Origin of the sequence: Edwardsiella sp. EA181011, from assembly GCF_000800725.1 — a bacterium.
Lineage (GTDB): Bacteria > Pseudomonadota > Gammaproteobacteria > Enterobacterales > Enterobacteriaceae > Edwardsiella > Edwardsiella anguillarum.
The window spans coordinates 1,531,270-1,557,618 of record NZ_CP011364.1 but is presented as its reverse complement, the minus strand read 5'-3'; the positions used below and the strand labels follow the sequence as shown (position 1 = coordinate 1,557,618).

Below are 26,349 nucleotides of genomic sequence, written 5' to 3'. Positions count from 1 at the left end.
CGCGCCTGCGCGACTGCAGTGTAGTCAGTGTAATAAAGGCAGACCAGCACGGCCCTGCAGACGACGCGGCGGCTGCGCTGCTGGGCATGGGGGAGGCGCACATCGCGCTTTAATGGATGAATATAGTCGCCAACCCGTCTATAATCTGCGCCCCAAGCAGAGGTAGACCATGACAGCAACCAACTTTTCCGAACTCGAACTCGACGAGCGCCTGCTCGACGCCCTGCGCGACAAAGGCTATGAGCGCCCGACCGCCATCCAGATCGCCGCCATCCCGCCCGCCATGGACGGACGGGACGTTTTGGGTTCCGCACCAACGGGAACCGGCAAGACCGCCGCCTTCCTGCTGCCCGCGCTGCAGCACCTGCTCGACTTCCCGCGTAAGAAGTCCGGCCCGCCGCGCGTTCTGATCCTGACGCCGACCCGCGAACTTGCCATGCAGGTGGCCGATCAGGCCCGGGAGCTGGCACGCCACACCAGCCTGGACATCACCACCATCACCGGCGGCGTTTCCTATATTAACCACGCCGAGATCTTTAACACCAACCAGGATCTGGTGGTCGCCACGCCGGGGCGTCTGTTGCAGTATATCAAAGAAGAGAACTTTGACTGCCGGGCGGTAGAGACCCTGATCCTCGATGAAGCTGACCGCATGCTGGACATGGGCTTTGCCAGCGACATCGAAACCGTCTCCGCCGAAACCCGCTGGCGTCGGCAGACCCTGCTGTTCTCCGCCACCCTGGAGTCCGACGCGGTTCACGACTTTGCCGATCGCCTGCTCAACGATCCCGTTGACGTCAGCGCCGAGCCGCCGCGCCGTGAACGTAAGAAGATCCAGCAGTGGTACTATCGCGCCGATAGCCTGAAACACAAGACCGCCCTGCTGTGTAATCTGCTGCGCCAGCCGGACGTCACCAAGTCCGTTATCTTTGTGCGCAAGCGTGAGCGCGTGCATGAGCTGGTCACCTGGCTGCATCAGGCCGGTATCCAGGCCTGTTTCTTAGAAGGCGAAATGGTGCAGGCCAAGCGTAACGAGGCCATTAAGCGCATGCTGGACGGACGGGTCAACGTACTGGTCGCCACCGACGTCGCCGCCCGCGGCCTGGATATTCCGGATATCAGCCACGTGTTCAACTTTGACATGCCGCGCAGCGCCGATGTCTACCTGCACCGCATCGGGCGTACCGCCCGCGCCGGGCGTAAGGGCACCGCCATCTCCCTGATCGAGGCGCACGACCAGCTGCTGCTCGGCAAGGTGAGCCGCTATGTGCAGGAGCCGTTGAAGTCACGCGTCGTCGATGATCTACGCCCGGAAACCAAGGCGCCGAGCCTGAAAAACAAGGGTAAGCCGTCGAAGAAGGTGCAGGCCAAGCGGGCGCAGAAAAAGCTCGACGAGCAGAAGAAAAAGGTCAAGACCAAAGTGCGCCACCGCGACAGTAAAAACGTCGGCAAGCGCCGCCAGCCCAACGCCCAGAGCAATCCCGCCACCGCGGGCGCCGAGGATAGCGGCAAATAAGCCCAGCGTCACCGCCGCCCGCGCGATGCGGGCGATAAAAAAGGAGCCTTTAGACCTGATGGCTCCCCCATAAATAAAGGCGGACATTGCGAGTTGTGCTCTGGGTAGTGTTCCATGATAACCGTAGCGTAACGCTATGTTACATGGCATAAATCTCAATAATTACATCAAGGTAACCGAGATAACGCTTTTAAAGCGTTACCAGAATGAGATTATGTTGGATCACCTTATCCGACAGGCGGCCGCGAAAACTGCCTGCGTAGCACGCAATGCGTTGCCTTGCTATTGCGTATGGGTCTTCACCCTGTTACTGACAACGAACTATCAGTATCAGAAACGGTATCCCAGGCTCACGTTAAAGCCATTGGTTGAAGCCTTACTGCCTTCGTTATCTCCATTGAAGTTGAACCGACTTCCTTCATAACCAACAGTAATTGCCAGATTATCCATCGGGTTCACAATGAATCCTGCCCCCCAGCCCAACGCTGTTACTGAGGCGCTACTGTGTTCGCTATAGCCATCGTCATAATTGGCTTCAAATTTGGCATTGAAGTAGGCTAGACCCAGCTGGCCGTATACGCTGATGTATTCATTAATCCGGTAAGTTGGCCCGGCCATCAGTGAATAATATTTAAAATCGCCTTTAGCGAAATCGTCGGTTTCTTTTCTGCCACCTTTGGCAAAGGTAACATTGCCCAACACGCCCCAGTCATTGTCAAACTCATACTGATAGCCAAGTATTGCACCGTTCAAGGCCTTTTCTTCCTGAGGCCTGATATGCGCGTAACCCAGAGAGACGGTTTGCGTCTCCGCCAATGCCAGAGTACTCACCATAAAACCTGCTGCAATCAACGGCATAACCAACATCTTTTTCATCATCATCATCTCCTTGTTATTGATAATTCTCCGCATAAATCGTGCAATACCAGCCAAATAAACGTCGCTGATACCGTAGGTTGTAAATATCCTCCAACGCCCACTGGCGTTTCACCTCATTCTGACAGTCCAAAGCTTCCTTTAACTTCAGGCAAGCCGTAGCCTGTTTATCACCGATATACTTACTTATCTGCCGATGAACATCCTCCGCCTGCACGGTACAGATAGCCGACATCACGTTGCGGTTTTCATCACCTCCACCGCCTACTCGGCCCAACATCGCTACGGTATGGCGATCATCGGATGTTTCACTTTCGTTGCGAATATCCGCCCAGCCGCGCGTGCCTGTCTCCAACCTATTGTTGTTACCGCCGGACGGTAGAGGCGATAACCGCCCATCCCGCAGGGTATGGTTATCCACGGTGATATCAAAACCGCCTTTAGCGGTAAAAATGCCGGTATAGCTATCTAGCGAGGCATACGCACGCTGCATCTTATCGCGGCTGGCGGCGAAACCGATGCTCCCCCAGCGCAGAGGCGGCTTGTCTAGCTTTATAATTATCAATGAACTGCTCACCGCTTAGGGTCAATTATTACCAACATTCACCATCATAAATTCTCCCTATCTATGCACCCTGCTGTGTGATTTCATTACTGTGGCTCAGGCACGCATTCAGCATTCTATCCATGACGTAGCGGTGTTGCCTGTTTTAACCCCGTTGCCCTTGTTCACGCCAACGCAGAGCAATCTGCATTTCTTAGAAATTATGTGTATCGTACTCATAAGAGAAAATCTCTTACCTTATTATCCAAAACGGATAGATAATAAAACAAACTCCAGCTGGTTATTGGCTGGCGCTAATAAATAGACTTATATGTGACAATACAGTATTTTTGATGGCATGTCGTATTGTGATATTGCATTGGTATCTAAATAAGCATAACCGATTATTATTATTCTACGACTCATCATCAGAGATGATTAATATCAGAATGACTGGCTTAATCCCATAGAGTTATTCTCAATCGCCGTCTTGCACGACCGGGCCGTGGTCAAAACGGAATCCCCGGCATTACCTATAAGGCCGCCAACAAGCCCGGCAGCACAGCAACCACCGGGATCGAAACCGTCTATTCCTCGCTCTCGCTCAGTTTATCGACCAGTTTCTGCTAATCTCTGACACCAGCATACCTACGATTTCGCCCGTGGTAGCCTCGGCAAGCGCGCTCTGATGATGTAGCTTTTAATGTGGAGCAGATGGAGCGGGACAGCCTATATTAGCCAGATCTGGATATTGATCTATCTATTGATAGTATCCACCATCCAGAAAATTATCCTTTGGTGTCCCACTCCCAACGGAGGCGACAATAGCAAACACGCAGTTTAACCAGCGACTATCGTTAACCAGCATTCGGTCTGACGGGGTGATTCACTCCCTTTGTTCAGGAACAGTGTAAAGTAGAGCTTTCGGTCTTCATTTTCCTGAAAAAAGAGATTATCTGGTATGAAAAAGACATGTTATACCGAGGAACAGGTTGCTTTTGCGCTGAAACAGACCGAAACCGGCACTCGAGTAGGGGGAATTCTGCAGAAAGATGGGAATTTCTGAGGCCACTTTTTACAATTGGAAAAAAAGTTTGGCGGCATGGGCATAACCGAATTGCGTCGTTTGCGCCAGCTCGAGGAAGAAAATCTACGTTTGAAACGTCTGGTGGCAGATTTAAGCTTGGACAAAGAGATGCTGCAGGAGGTTTATCAAAACGGCGCAGAAGCGCGAGGTCATCGCCTGACTGTTGGAGGCCTACCGTATCGGGTTACGTCGGCTTGTCGTCTGATGCTGCAAAGCCACACGGTGTATAACTATCGTAGCTGCCGTGCTGATCGAGCCATCACCTTACGGATAAGGGAAATAGCTAAAACCCGCATTCGCTACGGTGTTCAGCGTATTCATATTCTTCTACGCCGGGAAGAGTAGCTGATTAATCATAAGAAAACACACCGAATTTATTGTCAGGAAGGTCTGAGTTTACGGACGAAACGCTCCCGCCGGCATGTGACAGCCCAACATAGAAGTATCCCTCCAGAAGTGACGGCCATAGACCAGTGCTGGAGCATGGACTTCGTTGCTGATAATCCGTTCAACGGACGCCGTATCCGTGCATTGACTGTAGTCGATAATTTTAGTCGTGAGTGCCTGGCGATCCATGTAGCTCAAGGGCTACATGGGGAAGATGTCGTCACAGTGATGGTACGTTTAAAAGCGTTAAGACAGCGAATGCCCGAACGGATTCAGACAGACAATGATAGTGAATTTATATCTAAAGCACTGGATCACTGGGCATATGAAAACGGTATAACAATGGACTTCTCACGGCCAGGAAAACTGATGGATAATGCGCCGATCGAGTCATTTAGCGGTAGTTTTCGGGATGAGTGTCTGAACGTTCATTGATTCCTGTCACTGGACGATACGCAGGAAAAGATCGAACAGTGGCGACAAGAATGTAGCTGAAGCAGACCCCATTCATCGTTAAATAACCAGACTCCGGAGAAATTCATCCAAAGTCTGCAAAAGGCCCGGTTCTCTGATTTAGCCAGGCCCTAATATTAGGGGGAGAATACTTAACACTACCGCAATCCTAACATTCAGTTAAACTGCATAGCGTATGTGCGCTTGCGTACGCAGCGGTTTGAAATAGGCGTAAAATTCACACAATGAATGCCAATTTCACAATATCCCTGTTTGAACTTGTTGCTATCAAAATGATAACTTAAAAATAAAATCACCTATATCTATTTATATCATCAATGCCAAGTTGCACCTTAATCTTAGCAGAAGAATTTTCTGAGCGAATTTTTATTATTGGAAGTATAAAACCACGGGTTATTACTTCTTCCTAGATCCAAACTATGACGTCATATCCAGTACCACAGGTATCATCGCCTAAATCATGAGCAGGGCTAATTTCTTTCACGCCCCCGGTTCTAATAACTTAATTGCCTCATCATGCCAATATGTTCTAACCCTTCCGGGTGGAGTTACCCGCTCGCCATCAAGAAAAATCATCATACAAATCCCATATGACTACTACAATAAGCTGAGTTATGATATGGTCTATAGAATTTATACGACACTGTGTCAATAATAATTATTTTTAAAGTTCATATGCACTGCATACAATCACTACATACTCAAAAGATTGTTATCCTTTCTGGCGCTGGAGTCAGTGCAGAAAGTGGAATCCCAACGATTAGAAGTTCAGATGGACTTTGGCAGATATTTTCGTGGACTAAACTTGCCAGTATCGATGCTTGGCTGCCTGATCCCGCTGCGCTACTTGATTTTTTTAATTACATAAGAGAACTAATAGCTCCAAATGAGGCAAATTTATCACTAAAACGCTTAGAAGATAGATATGAAGTCTTCATAATAACTCAAAATATAGATAACCTGCACGAAAAAGTGGGATCACAAACAGTCATATATGTTCATAGCGAGATCGATTATGCCCACAGTGAACATAACGCTACTGTACGATTAAAATTAAACGGAAAACCTCTTTTTATTGGTAACTTGGCAAGTGGCCATCATCAACTTCGCCCAGACGTTGTCCTATTTGGTGAAGATATGCACAATCTTGAACTATGCCAACGTTACATGCCTCCCGCAGATAAGGTTTTGGTTATTGGCACATCACTATCAGTATACCCTATTAATATACCGCTAAAGCTATCACCTAAAAATTCGAAAAAATCATCATTTATTTACATTCTCAAAAATGACATTACGGATTTTAATTTATTCAAGACCGAGCAAGCATAGCAGTACCGAATCTTGTTACTAAATGGCTAGCAAATTACTAAGCGAGAACAAGTAGCGCATAAAAAATCACACTTTACTTCACAAACAAATCACAAAATAGATTATATCGAATCAATAAACAATTATAGCGAAGGTTAATGCTAGTAATATGAAAAAGATACATATCCAATGGGATGGCCCATACTCACTAGAACAAATTAAGAGCATGAACTCTGGAAAAGATTATGGTCTATACCAAGCCTATGGAGTTCATACAGTTTATGGTTCAAACGTCTTGCTATACATAGGTCAAGCTACATATCAAACATTTGGTGTTCGTATTCTTCAACATACCAAATGGGGATATGTGCAAGATGAAAATGAACTAAAAATTTATGTTGGGCGATTTGCTGGAAATGAGGAAGTTTCCGATAAGGAGTGGAACGAGCAGATCTCTGTAGCAGAAAAACTACTCATCTTCACGCACTCTCCAGCATTAAACTCTTCAAACATAAATACCATCAGTAATGACATTCCGCTAGAGACACATGTCTATAATTGGGGTAACAGAAGAAATCTATTACCTGAAGTTTCGGTATTTAGATATCTATATAACGATAATGTACACTTCCCAACATACAGAATATTTGGACAAGAGGAGTGTGAATAATAAATACTTAATTCGCCGCAGCATCGTGCTGCGGCAGTAATATGGTATGAGCATAACAAGATGAAAACGGATGTTAATCTTTTGTTATACCACAATTAACAGCGAACCTATTTTTTCTTACTTTTAGAAGATCTAACAATCAAATTTAAATTACCTAATGAGTTTACCGCTTTGGTAAACTCCGCCTTAGAGCCTATCTCAATAGGCATTGATTTTCCATTTTGGTCTTGGGCCATGCTCACAATCCTCACATACTGCGTGTACGCTCCGCTTGTTGCGTGCTGCCCGAGTCTAAACTGGATGCAACAATATATGCCTACTGAGATAGGATCTTAGAATCCTTTTAATTTTAATAAACGAGCCATCCACATTCCACCGCCGACAAACCCTCCAACACCAAGACTAATCTTACTGAGTATAAATATATTTTCCATAGTGAAGTTTATTGGCACCCCTTTTAAAAAAAAGAACAATAACTCTCCTGAGACGTATAAAGTAATTGATGCCAAAAAAATAGTCACGACATTTAATACAATAAAAATAGATACCACGCTCCTGCAATCATCACCCCATCCTGATAACCTTCAACAATAGCTTTGGTGATATTGACACCCTCTGGCAGATCGCCTTTCGCCAGCCTATCCAGCCCAGCCTGCTTCTGTTCGGGTGTCAGGCCATTTTCTTCGGCATATTGATTCCAAGATTGTGCTGCTGCACCATAATCCATCAGCCCTTTTGGCAGCTTAAATCCATCACCGAGCGAGTTATTCTCAACAACAATCCCAGTCAAAAAACTGAGATTATTATTGAATTATTTACCATCTTTTTTTCTTTCTTGTAGTTTTGCCTTTATCCAGATACCGCCACCTGCTAACGTACCAGCAAAAACACCTACTTTCAAAGAGTAAAAAAGATCCTTTGTCCAATCAAAAAACAAGACATTAGTTTTAAAAAACACCATTAACCTGCCAAGGAGACAGCCAACTACTGCTAGAATAAAAATACATATTACACAACGTAATATTAGTATAATGAGGGTGTTCAGGTTAATCCCCTGATCACTTTTTAATGGATTTATCAGCTTCATCAAGTGTTCCTTTTGTCACATTCCCAATAGTTTCACTAGTAATCGAGCCCCCAATATTACTAATGATATCCGATGTCCCTTCCTTGACAGACGACCCCATAGACCCTGATATAATTTTTCCCATACCGCCACCAAATAATGAACCTAATCCCGTTCCAATTACTGAGTTCGTCGGTTCCTCCCCCTTAATACTACTACCAATTGCCGCACCACCCATATTGATAGGGGTTGAGACGATAATACCTTTTCCTGTTGTCGCTGCTGCTGTTACGCCAGCCATTATCGCATCCACATAACTAAATGGGTCTTTTCCGGTAAGCTGAGCGGCAGAGTTAACTCCAACACCAATTGCGGCATTAGCTGCCATACTTTTCACAGTAAGTCCCAGCACGCTGCCTCCGAACATTACAGGCGCATCACCAATACTGGCATTCGATTTATGGTAACCCCATGTATTCATAATGTTCTGGGCCTTCGCCATCGCCTCAGAATCTGGATTGCGTTTTATGTAATCTTGCCCAGACAGCAACCCCTTAACCAGTTCCTGGGACACCGCTTGGCCATATTCTTTTTCCATTTCACTAGCGTAAATGCGTAGATAAGTCGCCAGCTCAGCTTGTTCCGCGCTGCTCATCTGTGAAGGATCTTTAAGATATTTTGAGATCAGCGCATCGCTGCGCTTATCGGCATTCTCCAGTTTAATAAGGTCATTCGCGATGGCTAATGTCTTATCACCGTTTTTGATCTTTTCAATAACCTTCTCAAGCTTGTCTGAAGATGTTGCACCCAGCAGATTATTCTCCACCTCCACCCGGGCTGCGTTTGCACCGATGGCGGCCATTGCTATATCGGTGTCACCCGCCGTATAGCCCGCGATGCCACCGATAACAGACACCAGATTGCTCACCAGACGTTTCTCATCCGGGCTCAGCCCGTCCATATCCTCTTTGCCGTACAGCGCCCTCACCAGACGCGGCCCTGCCAGCGACGCCGTCACCGCACCCGCGGCACCTGCCTTCAGCCCGTCACCGCCATGCCCGCCACCCAGCTCCGTTAATGCCGCCGCCACTATCCCATGCAGGGCCGCCCGCGCCGCGTCGTTCTGCACATCCCTAACCAGAGAGGCCAGCAGCGGTGCCGCTCCGGCCGCCGCTCCCGCCTTCAGGTTGCCTCCGAGCGCACCCGCCAGCAGCCCCGCTGCCGCGCTGCCCTTTGTCCAGAACTCGCTTCCGGGACCATAGTCTGTCCCCTGATAACCCGGCTGGCTCTTCAGGTACGCCTCCCGCTCCTGCGCCGTTTTCCCCTCCATTCGCCCCTCCGCCGTCAGTCTGGCTGCCAGCGCGGTATTAGACTCCCTCGCCTTCTGCTCCGCATACTTGCCGTACACATCCAGCGCGGCAACCCCCAGCGCCATCCCCTCACTCTGCGCCGCCAGGCTATCCCTCACCTTTTGCACCGCGCCACTCACCCCCACACCCTGATGGGCATTCGCTGTATCACGGCTCAGACCCGCAATATCCTGAATCTGATTATCTTTATCCCCAATGATTATGCTGCCGTGACTGATGGCCGCTGACGTGATACCACTGCCGCGCTCTGCTGCCTGCCCGCTACCGACAGCCGGCGCCACATTGCGGTTTTCACCCCCTCCCGCACTGCCCGATAGAACCATCAGGTAATTCATGATCTTGTCAGCCTATCCAGCCCAGCCTGCTTCTGTTCGGGTGTCAGGCCATTTGCTTCGACATATTGATTCCAAGACAGTGCAGCAACTCCATAGTCAATCAGCCCTTTCGGCAGACCTTCCCATCCAGCCAGCGAGTTATTCTCAACAACAACTCGATCCGATGCCCCCTGCTCTGACAACAGTGTTTCTCTGTTATTTCAGTTAATGACAACCATTTTCACCTACTATACTGCCGGCCAAGGAACTTTTTGCCCCGACACACCTTTTAAGACTATCGAAGTAATTCTTTTTCGACTTAAAAACCTTTCAACCTCAACAGCCTTGCAATGACAAACACAAAACCGGTGAAACCACCAACAATGCAACCAATCCTAATGACTTTAAACATTTCAGTTTTTGTTAAATCGAAAGTTCCAGTCAGTAGCCATATTAAAATATCTATAACCAAGGCAATAGACAGGAAGCTAATAACAATCCCCAGTGTACAAATGAAAAAAATAATTAGCAGGCTGAACACCTTTTCATTGAGGGTTTTCATTTCAATTTATCCTCAATGATCGGCTCAAGTTTTTTCCCACCATACTCAGATGAGAAAGAAGAACTAATATCACCAAAGCTCCTAGGCAGGTTGCTTGGTTTCATTTCTTTTGAAAGCCCAAGTTCCCCTTTCACTTCAGTAACACTTCTCAGCTCAGCATTAAACTTCGGATCCCAGCCACCTTTCCACCAATTTGCCCCTGCATTAACACCCCATGAAAGTCCTTTTCCAATACCATAGCCAATGCCCGAACCGGCGCCATTGATTAGCGCACCTGACAACGGATCTTTATCATCTATCCAGCTACCCAGCGCACCACCTGCGGCATTCCAGCCCACGGTGCCCGCAAGGCCATTACCCATGGAGATAACGTTTACCCAGCCAGCAATCGCTACGTTTGCCGGATCTATCGAACCGTCTGCTAGATAGCCGATCCCCGCATTCGCCCCAGCACCAAGTCCCCACATCGCCTGAGCTCCACCGGGTAACAGTGCAACGCTACCTGTAGCTAATGCAGCGGCATAAGCTTTATTTTCGGCCAGTCCTCGCCTGCAGGCTTCTCCCGACGGATTATCACGACAGGAGAGAACATCCGCAGCGTGCTCCCTGGCTTTATCGGTCTGAAGCCACTCACTACCGCCAAGAAGGTTATTCTCCACCTCCACCCGGGCTGCGTTTGCACCGATGACGGCCATTGCTATATCGGTGTCACCCGCCGTATAGCCCGCGATGCCACCAATAACAGACACCAGATTGCTCACCAGACGTTTCTCATCCGGGCTCAGCCCGTCCATATCCTCTTTGCCGTACAGCGCCCTCACCAGACGCGGCCCTGCCAGCGACGCCGTCACCGCACCCGCGGCACCTGCCTTCAGCCCGTCACCGCCATGCCCGCCACCCAGCTCCGTTAATGCCGCCGCCACTATCCCATGAAGGGCCGCCCGCGCCGCGTCGTTCTGCACATCCCTGACCAGAGAGGCCAGCAGCGGTGCCGCTCCGGCCGCCGCTCCCGCCTTCAGGTTACCTCCGAGCGCACCCGCCAGCAGCCGCGCTGCCCTTTGTCCAGAACTCGCTTCCGGGACCATAGTCTGTACTCTGATAACCCGGCTGGCTCTTCAGGTACGCCTCCCGCTCCTGCGCCGTTTTCCCCTCCATTCGCCCCTCCGCCGTCAGTCTGGCTGCCAGCGCGGTATTAGACTCCCTCGCCTTCTGCTCCGCATACTTGCCGTACACATCCAGCGCGGCAACCCCCAGCGCCATCCCCTCACTCTGCGCCGCCAGGCTATCCCTCACCTTTTGCACCACGCCACTCACCCCCACACCCTGATGGGCATTCGCTGTATCACGGCTCAGACCCGCAATATCCTGAATCTGATTATCTTTATCCCCAATGATTATGCTGCCGTGACTGATGGCCGCTGACGTGATGCCACTGCCGCGCTCTGCCGCCTGCCCGCTACCGACAGCCGGCGCCACATTGCGGTTTTCACCCCCGCCCGCACTGCCCGATATCGCCAAGGTATGACTATTACCGCTCGTTTCGATTGTGTTACGGATATCCGTCCCGCTATGTGTATTTTGATAATAAGAGAAAATACTTTGCTTTATTGCCCGCACCGGATGGATAGTAAACAGCCGGTTATTGCCGCCAGCGGCGCCAGAGGCGATAACCGCCCCGTCCATCTGGGTATGGTTACCCACGGTGATGTCAAAGCCGCCCTCAGCGGCAAAAATGCCGGTCTGGCTGGACACACTCCGGCCATTCTGGGTGACGTTTTCCCCTGATGCGCTGACGTTACCGGAAGACACGCCATAGCACAGCGGGGGAATGCACAGGCTCAGGCCTGCACCGGAGGAGGAGAATTTACTGTCATAGCTGGCGGTATCCTGAACGCTGCTGAGGATCAGGTCTCGTCCGCTGCTTACCACCACACGGTTACCCTTCAGCTCTGCGCCTTTCAGCACGGAGTCCCGCCCGCTGTTTACCGTAAGCTGCCCGTCAGCACGGATGACGCTGTTGGTGTTGCCCAGTGACTGGCTGTGTTCCCTCCCCTTCTGCTGCGACGCCCCCAGCTCCACCGAGATACCGTTCTGGGCACCCATCAGGCTCACGCCCACCCCGGCGCTGAACTGACGGCCGCGGCTTTGGCTTTCATGGCCGTTTGTATCCTGGGAAGCGGTCAGCAGGATATCCCGTCCCGCATCCAGCACCCCCTGCTTAGCGCCAATCTGTACACCCTGACCGGCGATATCGCCGCGGGCGTTAATGGAGACCTTCTCACCGGCATTGATGGTGGTGCCCTGCGTACGGGTACTGTGGTATCGGCTGTCCTGCGCGGAGGAGCCCAGAGTGACAGAGACCCCGCCTTTGATGACGGCGCTGTCCGACAGTGCGCCCTGTGCCGCCGTGGCGCCTGCCCGGCCAGCCCTGAGGGCGGTCAGATATGCATTGTCACCGCTCTCCATCCGGCGGGCTGCGGCCTCAGCCGCTTTGGCCGCGTCAATCGCCCAGCCTCCGGCGGTGGCCGTCACCCCGTACTGCGAGCTGCGGCTGTGAGTTTCACCGTCACGGCTGTCACGGCTGACGTCCATCAGCACGTTCTGACCGCTCAGGCTGGCCGACTTCCCGGCCCGGACATCCGTCCCCGACAGGGAGATATCCCCTCCTGCCCGGGCGATGATGTTGCCGTTGGCGCCCGTTAACCGGCTGCGCTGTCCGCTTTCGCTGACCGCATCCTCACGGCTGCTGTGTTGCTCGCGACGGTAACCCACCGTGGCGCTGTAGCCGTCCCCGCCCAGGGTGCCGAAAGTTTGGCTGCTGCTGCTGTGTTCACTGTGAGACGTGTCACGCCCGGCGGCCACCGTAATATTACCCTTAATGGCCGACAGCAGCAGGTCGTCCGTGGCGCTAAGCCGGCTGCCACCGATGTTTACGCTGCCCTGACGGCTGTTGACGTAAATATCCGTGCCCTGAACGGCCGACGCGCGCTCCATGGTCCTGGTGCCGTTACTGTTGTCCTCTGAGCGGATCATGCCGCCCGGCAGGAGCTGGCTGCCGTGTTTTCCGCCTCCGGTTATGGCCCGGACGACGCTGCCGGCAGTCGGCATTTCAGAGGTGATACCCCAGCCGGAGGATTTACTGCTGTTGCTGTACTGTTCGGTATCCATGGCGGTGGTGATATTAACGTCACGCTTCGCCTCCAGCATCGTCGCCTCGCCCGCGCTCACCCGGCTTCCGACGATCAGAATATTTCCGCTGTCGCTGCCCCCCGTTTTGCCGGTGGCGGTCATCTGAATATTGCCCGCAGCGGCAAGGTGACTACCGTGGTTAAATTCCCCCTGGTAATGCGATTCAGCAGAAGATTTACTGCGACCCACGGAGAGCGCCATCGCCTGCCCCGGACCGTCCAGCGCCAGTGCCGCCCCTTCCGCACTCAGAGACTTCACCTTATCGACGATCGCGCTGCCGTTTTTATCCCTTCCGCGAAGCGTGTCACGTATGTTACGCACGGTATTTTCAAACGGCGCTTTCACGCTGACGGTAATACCGGAGAATTTGCTCTCATGCATCACCGAGTCAGTGACGGTGTCCCGTCCCGGGATAATGGCGATATTGCTACCGGTAATATCGATATGTCCGGTGGTACGGGATGTGCCATCCACTATCCGGCCGGCGATGATATCGGCAGCGCTCAGCGTCGCCTGGTTTCCACCGCGGATGATGACATTACCGCCGGGGGTACCCACCGTGCTGCGTGTATCGCTTTGCGTGGTTTCGGTACGCTGACGGGTAGATTCTGACGACTGCGAGCCGACGCTGATGCCGATACCAGAGCCGCTGCCAAAAACACCCGATCTCTTCGTCTCTGTCCTGTGGTAAACGTTACTGCGATCCGTGGCCGCCTCCACCGTAACGTTTTTGGCGGCACTGATCCGCACATCCTTTTCTGCCACCACATTGCTGCCGGTGACCCGCGTATTTCCCCCTGAGGCGATTCTGACGCTGGCGCCGGAAAGGGTGGAGCTGAGCGCCCGGAGGTCATGGGCTTCGTCGTGCGTTTCCAGCGATGAGGAGGACAGCAGGCCCCGGCTGCGTTGTTTACTGTGTTCAACCAGGTCAGTGATGGCATCGCCGGTGGTGAGCCGGATATCCCGCCCCGCCAGCACCGTCAGGGCGCCCCCGGCGGCGACATCCGCCGCGGTGGTGGTGAGGTCCCGGCCGGCACCGAGCATCAGTGCCCCCCGGGTGCTGAGCCGGGTGCCGACATCGGCCTGCTGTACGAGGTCCCGGGTAGTACCACCCCCCAGTCACCGTACTCGCTGTGACGGGTGGTTACCGCGTTCAGCCGCAGGTCGTTACCCGCCTGAAGCCGGCTCGTGCCGTTATCGCCGGCATTATTGATGTCCGTCGCGGAGAGCGTGATATCGTTGAGCGCGCTGAGCATCAACATACCGTTCGGAGCCTGTACATATATCCCCGCCGGCCGGTCAAGCCAGCGCTCGCTGCCGTCCGTGCGGGCGGTGGTCTGGCTGACAATATCGCGCCCGGCCAGCAGGGAAAGCGACGAGTCACCCCGCAGCCGGCCACCGACGTTATGGATATCCTGACGGGCGGTCAGATCAACGCTGTTACCCTGAATATACCCGCTGTTGGTCAGGGTCTGCCCAGTCAGTTGCGTCACCTCACGCCCTATAATCGTACCGCTGTTGGTGAGATCGCCGCGGCTGTTAAGCACCGCCTGTGTTCCCCCCAGCAGGGCGCCGTCACCGGTCAGGTCACCCTCCCTCATCCTGGCGTACACCTGCGGCACCCGCACCGTCTGCGAGCTGCCGTCCGGCAGGGTGACGGTCTGATCCACCAGCCAGACCATGTCCGCGGTCAACAACGCCATCTGGGCCGCGCTTAGGGCCACCCCCAGCTCAAGACCATACTGCCTGGCAAACACGATGCCGCTGTTCATCAGCCCCAGATACTGCTCTTCATCACTGCCGTAACCGGCCAGATAACGGCTGCCGGTCAGTTGCGTGACCTGATCGCGTATCAGCCGCTGCTCATAGTACCCGTCACCCAGGCGTTTATGCATCCTGGCGGGGTCACTGAGCAGGGCGTTTTGCATATAGTCGCTGTCCAGCCATTGTCTCTGGTCGGTGAACCTTGGGTCGGCCTCCACCAGATAGTGGCTGTCGATACTCTGGTGCAGGGTGAACAGGCTGTTGTCCGGCAGGCGCGTGTCCGGGGACACTATCCTGATAACCGGCGTCACGGATTGTCCGTCGGCCAGCGTGGGCGGCAGCGTCAGCGCAAACCGCTGGCCGGCCGGCAGTACCAGCGGACGGTCCTTCATTTCCGCCAGGCCCGTCAGGCCCGTCAGGGTGACGGTGCCGCCCGGTAATGCCGTCATGGGCACCGGCCCCCGCGCGCTGATGGCATCGATGTTGCTGACGCTGGCTACCGCTGTACCGACGCGGGCCGTCTGACGCCCGTCTGCCCGGTAGCCGCTGCCATCCGGCGCGGTCTCTCCGCGCCATATCAGGCTGTTCAGGTCGATGGTTTCTGTCACCGGTGGCGGGCTGTAATTACTGGTGCTCTGCCCCTGAGAGGTTTCGGTGCCGCCAATTATTTTCTTTGTCTTCTTCGCATACCAGCGTTTTTGCCGGCCGACATCTGTGGTGGTGCGCTCACCTTTCGTGGCCTGATTATTGACCTCACCGATAACGCCGCCCAAGGTACCGCCAGCCACCATATGGCTGTCGTGGTTGACCACCCGGTCGGCCGTCAGCGTCAGGTTGCCCCCGGCAAGAATTTTGCCCGGATCGGTATCCTTGATTTGGGTCTCCATAACGGTGCGGGTGTACCGGTATTCGTAAAACTCGTCATTGCGGCTGCCGTCCGGCATCACTGCGGTGTGAACGCCATACTTGTTCTGTTCACGGGTATCCACCTTATCCCAGTCATAGCGGGTGGTCTGCCCTTGCAGCACCGCGTCGTGATGCAGGCTTTCCTCCACCTGTACCACTTCTGTCTCCAGATGACGGTTGGTGTTATTCACCGCCCGCATGCTGATGCTGCCGTCACGGCCCGCTTCAAGGATGGCGCCGTGGTTATTGAGCACACCCCCCTGACCGGTAGCCTGATACTGCGTATCCAACTGCCCGCCAATGTGCAGGTCACCCTGGCTGGTTATCAGGGCATGGTCATGGTTATTGACACTGTCGGCACCAATCTCCAGCCGTTCACGCGCGGCGATAACCGCCGCCCTGTTATCGGCATTCAGATTATTGAGCGTAGCGGCCTGAATGGCCACATGGTTGCCGTAAAGACGCCCGGTACCGGTGTTCGTGAGGATATTTGCGGTCAGGTGGGTAAGCGCGCCGTCTATCAGCCCGCTATTGCTGAGTAACTCCCGGGCGGTGACATGGGTCTCCTGCGCACCGATTTCAGCCTGTGCGCTGTTGATGACCTGCTGTCCCGTGAGGGTGAGCGTATCGCCGGCAGTGATACGTCCGTCGTTGACGACAGCTGCCGGCGTCTCCAGGGTCAGATGGCCATTGGCACCCGCCGTCTGCGTATTGTGGAAAGTGCGGGCCAGATGGAGACCCAGATTGCCCCGGGACAACACCTGGCCGTCGCCGCTCAGTGCGGCGGCGGTGATCTGCCCCTCCGTCCCGGCAATGAGCGTACCACGCAGGTTATGTATCGACAGTGTCTGCCCCTGCGCGTCATCCTGAACCGTCAGCTCCCCGCCTGATGAAATCAATCCGGCCACATTATCCAGCGCCTGACGCACGGTGGCCACCAGTTGCGCGCTCGCCCTGAGCGCGCCGTGGGTGTTGTCCAGCCGCCGCGCTGACAGCGTGAGCGATGCCGCCTCAATCCCGGTGCCCTGCGCGTTGGTCTCCCGGTTTATGATCTGGCGGGCGGTGATGGCCAAGGACTGACCCGCTCGCACCCGTCCCTGCGTGTTATCAAGTTGCTGACTGAGAGTAAGTTGCCCGTTACCCAGGCTGGTTATCTCACCGGAATGATTGTTGAGCTGAGCGGCCTCAAGCGTCAATGCTTCCACAGCAAGCAGGGTGCCATGCTGATTGGCCAGACCATTCTGCCGGGTATTGACCGTCAGGCCAGTGCCCCCCTGAAGGGTTCCGTACCGGTTATCCAGCGCGCCGCTGTCGATGCGTGTCTGGGCATCACCCGTTATCTGTCCGCGCTGATTGTCGAGCGCGTGCCCTGCCGTATCGATCAGTAGCTTTGCCGCCGACTGCAATTTACCGTTCGTGTTGCTGAGCGCCAGGCTATGAACTGACAGGCCACCGTTACCGGCCACCTGCCCATCGGCGTTGTTCAATATGGCGGTAACAAGATCAGCCTGTCCGCTGGCGGCGATAAAACCCGCATAATTATTCAGGTAGCCACTGCTGAGGCGGAGATCGTTCAGTGCGACGATACCGCCCTGTTCACCACTGTCGGTGTTTTCCAGCGCATACCCCTGTGTGTCGAGCGTCAAACCGGCGCCAGAGTAAAGGCGACCCGCGGTATTGGTCAATGTGTGGGTGGTGAGTACCAGTCCGTCATGACCGGCCAGCTGCCCGCGCTGATTATTCAGGTCAGTGGTATTCAGTCGGGCCAGCCCCGATGACGCTATCACACCCCGTGGGTTGTCGAGCGTGCCGCTCGTCAGGGTCAGCACACCCTGACTGCGAATGCCGCCGGTGTCCCCGCTGTCGGCGTTGAACAACGATTGCCCCTGTGTATCCAGCGTCAGGGCGCTCGCCCCCTGCAGCAGACCGCCCTGGTTGTGGGTTTCACCCACGGCCAGACGGAGGTGTCCGGCGGCGCTTGCCAGGGTGCCGGTACGGTTATCGAGATGCCCCGCCGTCACGGTGGTATCGCCGTGGCCGATAAGCGTGCCCAGCAGGTTATCAATATTGCCCGCGCTGAGCGTCAGCGCTCCGCCGGTGACGATCCCCCCGCGCTTACTGCTCTCCCGGTTGATCAACGTCTGTCCGTGGGTGTTGAGTTGCCCGTTGCCTCCCGACTGGATGAGCCCCGCGCTGTTATCCAGCAGACCGCTATCGAGCTGCAATTCCCCACCGGCCATCAGTTGACCGTTCTGGTGGCTGAATGCCTGCCGATGGGTATCGATACGGACATTTTCCCCGAAAATCACACCCTGATGGCCGTCGAATAGCCCGGTATTCAGCAGCAGATCACCCCGGGCGACCAGCCCTCCCGTGGCACCGCTGTCGCTGTTGGTCAGCCGTTCACCCTGCGTATTCAGGGACAGCTGCGCGCCTGACTGCAGCAGCCCGCGTGCGTTGTTGAGAGCGAGGCCGGTCAGGGTCAGCCCCTGGCCGGCGAGCAGCTTGCCCGCGGTATTGTTGAGTTCCTGGCTGGTAATGGTCATTCCGCCCGTGGCTGCCATCACCCCCTGGCTATTGTCGATATCCCCGGTGATCAACGACAGAGCGCCCCCGCTCAGTATCCCCGCTGATGCAGTCCGGGTATTGCTCAGTGCCTGGCCGTGGGTATCCAGACGCAGATAGTCCCCGGCCTGCAGGCGTCCGCCTGCGTTGTCAAGCCCGCCGCTGTTAATCTGCAGACGTCCGTCAGCCACTATGCTGCCGCCGGTATTGAACAGTTGGCCCTGTCGGGTATCGATGGATACCCATTTCCCCAGCACGGTACCCACGACGTTACTGAGCACCTGGCTGCGGGTGTCAACCGCGTACCTGGCCTCAATGCGTCCACCGGCGTTATTCAGCGCCTGACTCAGGGAAAGGGTCGCATCTCCGCCGCGGGCGGAAACCAGCCCACTCTGGCTGTCCAGCTGACGGGCGGTCAGACTCACGGCCCCACTGGCCAGCAGTTTGCCACGGCTGTTGGTGATATCGCCCTGTATATTCAGCGTCAGATTGCCATGGCCGGCGGCCTGCAGGGTGCCATCGGTATTATCCAGCTCCGCCGCGCTGAACGTCAGGCTGCCGTCGCTTTCTACCCATCCAGCGCGGTTGTCCGCATGACCGCTGAGGATCACCATCATCCCGCCGTCACCGCGTTGCGACAGCAAGCCGTTCTGGCTATTCAGTGTGTCAGCGGTGACCGAAAGTTGCTGCGCCCGGGTTTGTCCACCGGAAAGGTCCAGGTCATGACCGGCGAGGCGCAGTGCCCCCGCCGACTGGAGGGTACCCTGATGCCCCTGCAGGGCGTCAGCCTGTACTGACAGCGTCCCGTTCCCGGCCAGCTGTACCGTGCCCTGCTGATTATCCAGCAGCGCGGCGGTGACGCTGAGATCCCGCCCGTTACCGGCCAACAGCCCCCCACGATTCTCCACCCGCCCGGCCCGGATAACGGTATTGCCCCCACTGATCAGCATACCCTGGTTGTTGCGTATCAGCCCGCTGTCGAGGATCAGATCCTGCATACGCTCCTGACGCAACAATCCGTGATTATTGTCGATGCTCTGTGCACGCAACGACAATGAGCCCACCGACAGTCGGCCGTCGTCGTTATTAAATCCGGTGGCGGCCTGTATATGAGCATGTTCTGCCTTTAGGGTTGCCCCCGCCGTGCGGACGTCGTCGTGTGTCGCCGTCAGCGTCAGGTTTTTCGCAGAGGTCTGACTGCCACTGATATCAACCCGGCTACCCCGGGCCTCCAGCGTATGCTGTACCAGATTCTGGCCATGGGCTTTTAACACTCCCTGGCTGGTCAGTACCAGATTGCCCGGCTGGGTTATCCCGCCCTGAGCGTCCACTCCGGCGGCCAGCTGGCTGCCGGATGTACTCTCAATGCGGCGTGCGGTCAGGGAGGCATTATTCCCCGCGCCAATCAGCCCATCGTTATGCAACATGCCGCCGACTGACAGGCTGACATTTTTGCCCGCCGTCAGGCGCCCGGGATTGTTAACATCTCCCTGGCTGGCTATCAGCAGAGAGCTCTGGCTTTGCAGCTGGCCGCGGTTATCCAGCGTGCCGTCCACATTAAGCGTCAGCTCACCCGCGCCAGCGCCCAGCTCACCACCGTTACGCACCCCCAGGCCCTTTTCGGTGCCCACCAGGGTGATTTTATTGGCATACATGCCGCCCAGCGCCGCCACATCAAGAGCAAACGCCGGTTTATCGTCAGCGCCCGGGGGTTTTATCCGGGTAACGCTGCCCTGGCTGTCCGTTACGTTCTGGCCGACGGTCACCTTGAGCTCGCGGGCATGTACCTTACCGTTAACCGTTACCGCCCGGGCAATCAGCGCCGTATAATCGGTATCACTGGCATTCAGCCCCTTGCCGTCGATATTGATGCGGCCACCATTCACATCAAACCCTTTCAGTTGACCGTTATCCATTTGTGCCTGACCCGCGGCCAATGTGGCACGATTGGCATTAATAAAGCCGCAGCCACTGCAGGTGATGCCGGACGGATTGGCAATCACCACCTCGGCACGTCTGCCGGCAACTTCGATGAACCCGTTCAGTTGGCTGGGGTTACGGCTGTTGACCTCGTTGAGGATGATGCTGGCCTCCTGTTTCGCCAACCAGGGGTTACCCGCAACCATTCCCGCGAGCTGAGTGGCGGTATTTTTATGGCTGTTATTCAGAATGGCGCCGCGAGCGCCCACCTCAAACTGGGTATACTGGTTGCGCGAAACCCCGCGGTCGTTCGGGGTCTGGATATTGACCTGCGGTAGCCCGTTGGCCGTGGACAGCACGGTAGGCTGCCGGTTACCGGGAGCATTACCATCCGCCACAATATTGGCCTGCGCCGGCAGAGTGATGAACCCCGCCGCCAGCCACAGTGCCAGAGATAGCGGGGAGAGTCGCACCTGGGCCTCTGGACCACCCGCAGGTGAACGGCGGCGCGCCGTACGGAACCGCCCGCTGCGGGCAATCTCAGCCACCACCATCAACATGCCGCGGACATAGCTAAAAACAATGCGGTAGAGGTGTTTGTTCATGATCAGGAGCTCCCCGGGTATCTTAGGTGACAGACCCAAGCGGGTCGCCGCTCGTCATAAAGGGTTAATAGTTCCAGCTCAGGCTAAAGCCAAACGTCACCGGGTCGGTTTTGAACCCCGTCGGTTTAGACAGGGGGAGCCCGGTAAACAGGTCATAACTGACACCGACGGAGGAGACGGCACCGCGTACCCCCAGAACCGAACCGGCCAGATGACGGCCCGTCAGGTCGCTCAGCGTGGTGCTGTTGCCGCTCACTTCCCCGTAGTCCGCCCCCAGATACAGCTCCTGCGCTGGCAACGGTGTGCGCCAGGCCAGCGTATTCTGTACCGTCCAGCCGTTGGTGGCGCTGAGCATACGTTCACCATCAAAGCCGCGCACCGTCCAGCGGTTGCCAATGGAGAACTCATCCTGCGGCGTGAGCGGCGTATTGCTCATTTGTCGTCGCCAGGTGGTATTCCAGCTGAACGCCTGCCCGGCGAGCGTAAAGGGCACAGTGATCGACGCATTCCAACTGAGAATTTTTGATAGCGCGGTCACGCCACCATAGTCGTCCCACTGCTCTTCCGGTGCCGGCAGAGCGCCGAACCAGCGCGTACCGCGCTGATAACTCCCCCCCACATCCAGCGTTGCCCCGCCCAGATAACGATGGTGGGTTAACCCCAGCCGCCAGGCGCTGGTACGCCGCTGCTGGTCACCGATTTCAACGTTACTGATAAAATTGCGGGTTTCGCGCACCAGTACGTCATAGGTGGCGATGGTTTTTGAGGTGGCGTTACGATGCAGCACGCGGCTGAGCTGCACATCCAGCGAACGGCTTTTACCCGCATACAGGATATCGGCATTGCGCCCCGCAACGGTCTGATGATAGTCATAATCACTGGCGGTGATGCCCAGCAGCCAGTAACCAAACGGCACCGAATAGTGACCGGACAGGCTTTTATTGCTTTTCCCGCCGGTAAACCCCAGGTCCCGGCTGGCAGTGACGTAAAGCAGGTCGGAAAACGAGGTCGGATTATCCAGCGCCAGCATCACGCCGCCCTGGTAACGACCGGTATCTCGGGTGCCGGTGTCATCGACCCAGGCACCGACACGCCAAAAGCGTGACTGGGTACGCTCTACCAGAATATCGCTTTCCCCCGGTGCCTCGCCCGGGTGGAGGGCCATCCGGGCGGTCACCGTCGGTAACCGCTGCAGATTCTCCAGCCCCTGTTCAATATCCCGCACGTCCAGCAGGTTGCCACGACGGGCTGGCATCGCTGAATACAGGCTGAACCGGGATGACGATGAAGGCGTCAGCTGCACATCCCGCACGATCCCCGGAACGATGCGCAACTGCAGCACCCCACGGCTCAAGTCCTGTTGTGGTGCCAGCACCCGGGATGTCACCCATCCATGGTTGATCAGCCGGTTTTGCAGCGCACTCATCAGTAGATTGATGCCCTTTACCCCCACGCAGTGCCCCACAGCCTGGTTCGCCAGACGTGTGAGCGGAATCCAGTGAGGCAGGGCATCCTGCCCGGTCAGCATTACCTGGTTAATCGCAAAGCAGGGCGTTTCTTCAGGAAAGATCAGATGAGAGGGAGAGGGGGCATTCTCAGAAAGGCGGATATCCGGCGCTTTTGGCGTCAGGGCATCATTGCGGGCTTTTTGCTGCAGCTCCTGCTGCTGAAACTGCCGGGCGGCATCCTGTTGCAGTCTGCTTTCCTCTCCCGGTGCCGCCAGGGCACCCGACACCATCCAACCTCCCAGCATCCCCAGCCATAGTGACCGGGCTGATAAGCGCGGCCTGAGTCTTCCCTGCATGTATGATCCCTGAAATGGCCACTGTAACAAAGTGTAAATAAGCATATATTATCCACAGGGGTTGTTCATAAAACAACCAGACTGGATGCATAACTGACCTCCGCTGGGATTCACTTTCTCTGAAAAGTCGATAATTGAGGAGCGGTGACCCGACCAGATCGCTTTTGAGTCACAGGTTTTCCTGATGATGCTACCGGGAGAGGGTGGCAGTAACATCGTGGGGGAGTTCGGCAACACCGGCGAGGCGCAGGCTGTCTGTTGCATAACTTCCCTGATCTTCTCAGCAATATCCATTCACGTAAGACGCGCCAGCTTCGCGCAAATATCCGGCGCAATACGCCCGGGAAGGGAGAACCAGGCCAGGGCCGTGTAAAACGTCAATCTGTTGCTGGTGTATCTCCTTCCATATGGGGTGTTGGATACCATCATAGGGCCGTTCCCGCAGGGCAGGCATACAGGCCGGAACCATCGCACCCGCGACGACTCGCCCTATACCATCAATATCCGCTGCCACCAATACACGCATCGCCGCCCAGCTGGCGACGAAATCGCACAACGTCTTCATATCTCACCGCTGGCGGTATGCAAGAAGATGTTTTCCGCCTTTCCCAGTCAGTGGGATATCGCGGTGAGCCTCCTCCCCGTCATGACCGCCTGCAGCGCGCTCACTGCGACGGGCAGGAAAAGCAGGCAGCACTACCCCAACACTGACAGAAAATACCGGAAAAACGTCCGTCAGCCGTGACTGTCTTTACCATTCTAATGGGGGATAAGCCGCACAAGAGAGTGAAGATCTACCGTTACCGGATGCAGATGGTGCAGAATTTTCGGGATGGGAAACGTGGGCGTTATGATCTGAGCCGGGGAGATATGTAAATACCCGCATTGTGTCTGATCTATAGCATCATTATATGATTCACGGAGTATTGCCCCGGAAAAAATATAAGCGGGCAATGTGAAGTCGGGACGGATGTTGTCGTATCTGACGTTGAGTGAAAATGCGCACCGTCAGCCACCGGAGAAACTGTCGGGGATAAACCCCGACAGGTATACGCTGAGATAGCGCGGGCCTACAGAAACATCACCGTGGTACATTGACAATGTTTCCAGGAGCCCTCAGACCTTTCGGCTCCTTTTTGTTTGATTGACGCCACCGTGCGGCCCGTGCCGCCGCCCCTTACAGGCTCTGGGTGAAGGTACGGGTGATCACGTCGCGCTGCTGCTCCGGGGTCAGGGAGTTGAAGCGCACCGCGTAGCCGGACACACGGATGGTCAGCTGCGGGTACTTTTCCGGATGCTTCACGGCGTCTTCCAGCGTTTCACGGCGCAGCACGTTAACGTTCAGGTGCTGACCGCCTTCCACGCGCACGCTCGGCGCGACGTCCAGCTCCACGTCACGGGATTCGAATGCGCCCAGCTCGTCCAGCGCGACCATCTGATCCTCAGCGTAGCCGCCCTTGGCGCACAGGCAGCGCGCGGCGCCTTTCTCTGTGTCCAGCAGCCAGAAAGAGTTCAGCAGGTCAGCGTTGTCAGCCTTGGTGATCTGAATACCTTTAATCATTTGTTGCCTCCAATTGAGATAGAGCAAAAATCGGCCAATTCGGTCATGGTGCCAGCCCCGTCGGCGGGCCATTTGGTAAAACCAATGTTGTCTTGATGTGTTATATACCAGTTAAATACCCCGCACTCTTTGATCTAAATCAATTTTATTTGGCTTGGAATTTTTACCATATTGGCAAATTTATGTTTTACATCAAGTTTGATAAAAATTGCCATAAGGTAAAAAGAGTTTTTTTGCTAAGGAGACGGCGTGAAATGCGCCGCTGGGCGGTTCCCCTACTAGCGGGGACAGGGTAAGCTACCCTTAAGGCAGCCCAAAGCCTGTGCGCACCGGAAAACCGGACGCGCACAGGCGCTGCAACCACATGAGAATCAACGAATAAAAACAAAGGAAGTGCAGATGACCACGTCACTCACCTGGCATGACGTAATCGGTGCCGAGAAAGATCAGCCCTATTTCCGCGACACACTGACCTTTGTTGCCACTGAGCGCAGTAATGGTAAGACCATTTACCCTCCACAGCAGGATGTGTTCAACGCATTCCGCTTTACCGAGTTCAACGACGTGAAGGTGGTGATCCTGGGGCAGGATCCCTATCACGGCCCGAATCAGGCGCACGGCCTCTCCTTTTCGGTACTGCCCGGCGTGCCGACACCGCCCTCCCTGCAGAATATGTACAAAGAGCTAAAGAGCGACATTCCCGGCTTTGAGATCCCCAGCCATGGCTATCTGAAAAGCTGGGCCGATCAGGGGGTGCTGCTGCTCAACACCGTACTGACCGTCGAGCGCGGCCAGGCGCACTCTCACGCCCAACTGGGCTGGGAGCAGTTTACCGATCGGGTGGTTGAGGCGCTGAACAGCCAGCGCAGCGGCATCGTCTTTCTGCTGTGGGGCGCCCATGCTCAGAAGAAGGGACGCATCATCGATACCCAGCGCCACCGCGTGCTGAAGGCGCCGCACCCCTCTCCCCTGTCGGCTCACCGCGGCTTTTTGGGCTGCAAACACTTCTCCATGACCAACCAACTTCTGCAGGAGCAGGGGATGACGCCTATCGACTGGCAGCCACGCCTGCCGCAGGATGAGCCGCAGGCATAAAAAAACCAGCCCGCGGGCTGGTTTTTGCGCCTATCCTGAACCGAATCAGCCTTTAGAGACAGCGACCATCGCCGGGCGGATCAGGCGACCGTTCAGGGTATAGCCTTTCTGCATCACCATCATCACCTGGTTCGGCGCATGATCCGGCGAATCCATCATGGTCATCGCCTGGTGAACCTCGGGGTTGAACGGCACGTTCACCTCCGCCACCTGCTCCACGCCGAACTTACGTACGACGTCCAGCAGGGATTTCAGGGTCAGCTCCACCCCTTCGATCATCGACACCAGCTCGGTATTGGACTTGTCGGCAAGCTCCAGCGCACGCTCCAGGTTATCGATCACCGGCAGCAGCTCCCCGGAAAACTTCTCCAGCGCGAACTTATGCGCCTTCTCGACATCCTGCTCGGCGCGGCGGCGGATATTGTCCACGTCGGCACGGGCGCGCAGCATCGTCTCACGCTCATGCTCCCCCGTGGCCTTCAGCTGGGCCTCCAGCTCTGCAATGCGGGCATCACGCGCGTCCGGCTCCGCACCGGCGCCCTGAGTCTCAGCCTGAAGCGCTTCGTTTTCAACCTGTTCTACGTTAGCCGGCTCTTGCGTCATGTTTTGTTGTTCACTGCTCATGGAATTCTCCGCGGTTTTTGGCATTTATCTCGCTACTTGGCTTATTATGGGGATGAAAGCCGGCGATTCAAGAGAGCCGGGCACAATGGGCGTCATTCTGTCGCCCGCATCAGGCTGAGATCCACCTGCGCCGCCGCCC

Annotated in this window: 18 protein-coding genes and 2 pseudogenes; 6 read left to right on the top strand and 14 right to left on the bottom strand. The window is 55.3% G+C overall.

The window, feature by feature from the left end; genetic code table 11:
- Nucleotides 1-169 precede the first annotated feature (169 nt).
- Nucleotides 170-1,516: an ATP-dependent RNA helicase SrmB gene (gene srmB, locus QY76_RS06850; protein WP_034165580.1), complete on the top strand. Its 1,347-nt coding sequence runs from the start codon at nucleotides 170-172 to the stop codon at nucleotides 1,514-1,516.
- Nucleotides 1,517-1,846: 330 nt separating this feature from the next.
- Here srmB and QY76_RS06845 read toward each other — a convergent pair whose 3' ends face one another.
- From QY76_RS06845 to QY76_RS19685, 3 genes are all read right to left on the bottom strand, one after another.
- Nucleotides 1,847-2,401: an Ail/Lom family outer membrane beta-barrel protein gene (locus tag QY76_RS06845; protein ID WP_235439460.1), complete on the bottom strand. Its 555-nt coding sequence runs from the start codon at nucleotides 2,399-2,401 to the stop codon at nucleotides 1,847-1,849.
- A gap of 7 nt (nucleotides 2,402-2,408) precedes the next feature.
- Complete coding sequence (locus QY76_RS06840; protein ID WP_144418098.1) at nucleotides 2,409-2,969, bottom strand: hypothetical protein; 561 nt, start codon at nucleotides 2,967-2,969, stop codon at nucleotides 2,409-2,411.
- A gap of 411 nt (nucleotides 2,970-3,380) precedes the next feature.
- Entirely contained in the window at nucleotides 3,381-3,527 is a 147-nt protein-coding gene (locus tag QY76_RS19685) for a VENN motif pre-toxin domain-containing protein (protein WP_081854092.1), read from the bottom strand.
- Nucleotides 3,528-3,897: 370 nt separating this feature from the next.
- Between QY76_RS19685 and QY76_RS17820 the strand changes: the two are divergent.
- From QY76_RS17820 to QY76_RS17805, 3 genes and pseudogenes are all read left to right on the top strand, one after another.
- A pseudogene (locus QY76_RS17820) lies at nucleotides 3,898-4,998 on the top strand (IS3 family transposase).
- A 531-nt stretch (nucleotides 4,999-5,529) separates the two neighbouring features.
- Nucleotides 5,530-6,216, top strand: a complete 687-nt coding sequence (locus QY76_RS17810; RefSeq protein WP_072006776.1) for a Sir2 family NAD-dependent protein deacetylase — start codon at nucleotides 5,530-5,532, stop codon at nucleotides 6,214-6,216.
- Nucleotides 6,217-6,364: 148 nt separating this feature from the next.
- Complete coding sequence (locus QY76_RS17805) at nucleotides 6,365-6,865, top strand: hypothetical protein (protein ID WP_071844132.1); 501 nt, start codon at nucleotides 6,365-6,367, stop codon at nucleotides 6,863-6,865.
- Nucleotides 6,866-6,972: 107 nt separating this feature from the next.
- Here QY76_RS17805 and QY76_RS19570 read toward each other — a convergent pair whose 3' ends face one another.
- From QY76_RS19570 to QY76_RS06805, 9 genes are all read right to left on the bottom strand, one after another.
- Nucleotides 6,973-7,101 (bottom strand): hypothetical protein, encoded by a 129-nt coding sequence (locus QY76_RS19570; protein WP_256379294.1) that lies wholly within the window; start codon nucleotides 7,099-7,101, stop codon nucleotides 6,973-6,975.
- 290 nt (nucleotides 7,102-7,391) lie between these two features.
- Complete coding sequence (locus QY76_RS06835; RefSeq protein ID WP_049648778.1) at nucleotides 7,392-7,655, bottom strand: hypothetical protein; 264 nt, start codon at nucleotides 7,653-7,655, stop codon at nucleotides 7,392-7,394.
- 21 nt (nucleotides 7,656-7,676) lie between these two features.
- The gene (locus QY76_RS17795) at nucleotides 7,677-7,952 is read right to left on the bottom strand and encodes a hypothetical protein (protein WP_071844130.1); all 276 of its coding nucleotides are present in this window, start codon (nucleotides 7,950-7,952) and stop codon (nucleotides 7,677-7,679) included.
- Complete coding sequence (locus tag QY76_RS19215) at nucleotides 7,924-9,636, bottom strand: VENN motif pre-toxin domain-containing protein (protein ID WP_235439459.1); 1,713 nt, start codon at nucleotides 9,634-9,636, stop codon at nucleotides 7,924-7,926. Before QY76_RS19215 ends, QY76_RS17795 begins: the two co-directional genes overlap by 29 nt.
- 298 nt (nucleotides 9,637-9,934) lie before the next feature.
- Nucleotides 9,935-10,177: a hypothetical protein gene (locus QY76_RS06825; RefSeq protein WP_045425743.1), complete on the bottom strand. Its 243-nt coding sequence runs from the start codon at nucleotides 10,175-10,177 to the stop codon at nucleotides 9,935-9,937.
- Nucleotides 10,174-11,262: a VENN motif pre-toxin domain-containing protein gene (locus QY76_RS06820; RefSeq protein WP_052365574.1), complete on the bottom strand. Its 1,089-nt coding sequence runs from the start codon at nucleotides 11,260-11,262 to the stop codon at nucleotides 10,174-10,176. The genes QY76_RS06825 and QY76_RS06820 overlap by 4 nt, the downstream gene beginning before the upstream one ends.
- Nucleotides 11,198-14,410: a hemagglutinin repeat-containing protein gene (locus QY76_RS06815; protein WP_049648777.1), complete on the bottom strand. Its 3,213-nt coding sequence runs from the start codon at nucleotides 14,408-14,410 to the stop codon at nucleotides 11,198-11,200. Before QY76_RS06815 ends, QY76_RS06820 begins: the two co-directional genes overlap by 65 nt.
- Nucleotides 14,410-21,126, bottom strand: coding sequence for a filamentous hemagglutinin N-terminal domain-containing protein (locus tag QY76_RS06810; protein WP_049648776.1), 6,717 nt, complete (start codon nucleotides 21,124-21,126; stop codon nucleotides 14,410-14,412). Before QY76_RS06810 ends, QY76_RS06815 begins: the two co-directional genes overlap by 1 nt.
- Before the next feature lie 64 nt (nucleotides 21,127-21,190).
- The gene (locus tag QY76_RS06805; RefSeq protein WP_034165574.1) at nucleotides 21,191-22,930 is read right to left on the bottom strand and encodes a ShlB/FhaC/HecB family hemolysin secretion/activation protein; all 1,740 of its coding nucleotides are present in this window, start codon (nucleotides 22,928-22,930) and stop codon (nucleotides 21,191-21,193) included.
- Nucleotides 22,931-23,600: 670 nt separating this feature from the next.
- On the opposite strand from QY76_RS06805, the pseudogene QY76_RS19210 reads away from it, so the two are divergent.
- A pseudogene (locus tag QY76_RS19210) lies at nucleotides 23,601-24,028 on the top strand (IS4 family transposase); the annotation flags it as partial.
- A 79-nt stretch (nucleotides 24,029-24,107) separates the two neighbouring features.
- Here QY76_RS19210 and grcA read toward each other — a convergent pair.
- Nucleotides 24,108-24,491, bottom strand: a complete 384-nt coding sequence (grcA, locus tag QY76_RS06790) for an autonomous glycyl radical cofactor GrcA (RefSeq protein ID WP_015872299.1) — start codon at nucleotides 24,489-24,491, stop codon at nucleotides 24,108-24,110.
- Between the two features lie 399 nt (nucleotides 24,492-24,890).
- Here grcA and ung point away from each other — a divergent pair, with 399 nt between their 5' ends.
- Nucleotides 24,891-25,586 (top strand): uracil-DNA glycosylase, encoded by a 696-nt coding sequence (gene ung, locus QY76_RS06785; RefSeq protein WP_034165570.1) that lies wholly within the window; start codon nucleotides 24,891-24,893, stop codon nucleotides 25,584-25,586.
- A 45-nt stretch (nucleotides 25,587-25,631) separates the two neighbouring features.
- Here ung and grpE read toward each other — a convergent pair whose 3' ends face one another.
- Nucleotides 25,632-26,210: a nucleotide exchange factor GrpE gene (gene grpE, locus QY76_RS06780; RefSeq protein WP_045425737.1), complete on the bottom strand. Its 579-nt coding sequence runs from the start codon at nucleotides 26,208-26,210 to the stop codon at nucleotides 25,632-25,634.
- Between the last annotated feature and the right edge of the window lie 139 nt (nucleotides 26,211-26,349).

What these genes read in the sequence shown, in the direction of transcription:
- srmB (WP_034165580.1), top strand. Translation starts at nt 170, where the DNA reads ATGACAGCAACCAACTTTTCCGAACTCGAACTCGACGAGCGCCTGCTC.
- QY76_RS06845 (WP_235439460.1), bottom strand. Translation starts at nt 2,401, where the DNA reads ATGATGATGATGAAAAAGATGTTGGTTATGCCGTTGATTGCAGCAGGT.
- QY76_RS17805 (WP_071844132.1), top strand. Translation starts at nt 6,365, where the DNA reads ATGAAAAAGATACATATCCAATGGGATGGCCCATACTCACTAGAACAA.
- QY76_RS19570 (WP_256379294.1), bottom strand. Translation starts at nt 7,101, where the DNA reads ATGGCCCAAGACCAAAATGGAAAATCAATGCCTATTGAGATAGGCTCT.
- QY76_RS17795 (WP_071844130.1), bottom strand. Translation starts at nt 7,952, where the DNA reads ATGAAGCTGATAAATCCATTAAAAAGTGATCAGGGGATTAACCTGAAC.
- QY76_RS19215 (WP_235439459.1), bottom strand. Translation starts at nt 9,636, where the DNA reads ATGAATTACCTGATGGTTCTATCGGGCAGTGCGGGAGGGGGTGAAAAC.
- QY76_RS06825 (WP_045425743.1), bottom strand. Translation starts at nt 10,177, where the DNA reads ATGAAAACCCTCAATGAAAAGGTGTTCAGCCTGCTAATTATTTTTTTC.
- QY76_RS06820 (WP_052365574.1), bottom strand. Translation starts at nt 11,262, where the DNA reads ATGGTCCCGGAAGCGAGTTCTGGACAAAGGGCAGCGCGGCTGCTGGCG.
- QY76_RS06815 (WP_049648777.1), bottom strand. Translation starts at nt 14,410, where the DNA reads ATGCTCGGTGCCGGCCGGGACCTCACCACCACCGCGGCGGATGTCGCC.
- QY76_RS06810 (WP_049648776.1), bottom strand. Translation starts at nt 21,126, where the DNA reads ATGAACAAACACCTCTACCGCATTGTTTTTAGCTATGTCCGCGGCATG.
- QY76_RS06805 (WP_034165574.1), bottom strand. Translation starts at nt 22,930, where the DNA reads ATGCAGGGAAGACTCAGGCCGCGCTTATCAGCCCGGTCACTATGGCTG.
- grcA (WP_015872299.1), bottom strand. Translation starts at nt 24,491, where the DNA reads ATGATTAAAGGTATTCAGATCACCAAGGCTGACAACGCTGACCTGCTG.
- ung (WP_034165570.1), top strand. Translation starts at nt 24,891, where the DNA reads ATGACCACGTCACTCACCTGGCATGACGTAATCGGTGCCGAGAAAGAT.
- grpE (WP_045425737.1), bottom strand. Translation starts at nt 26,210, where the DNA reads ATGAGCAGTGAACAACAAAACATGACGCAAGAGCCGGCTAACGTAGAA.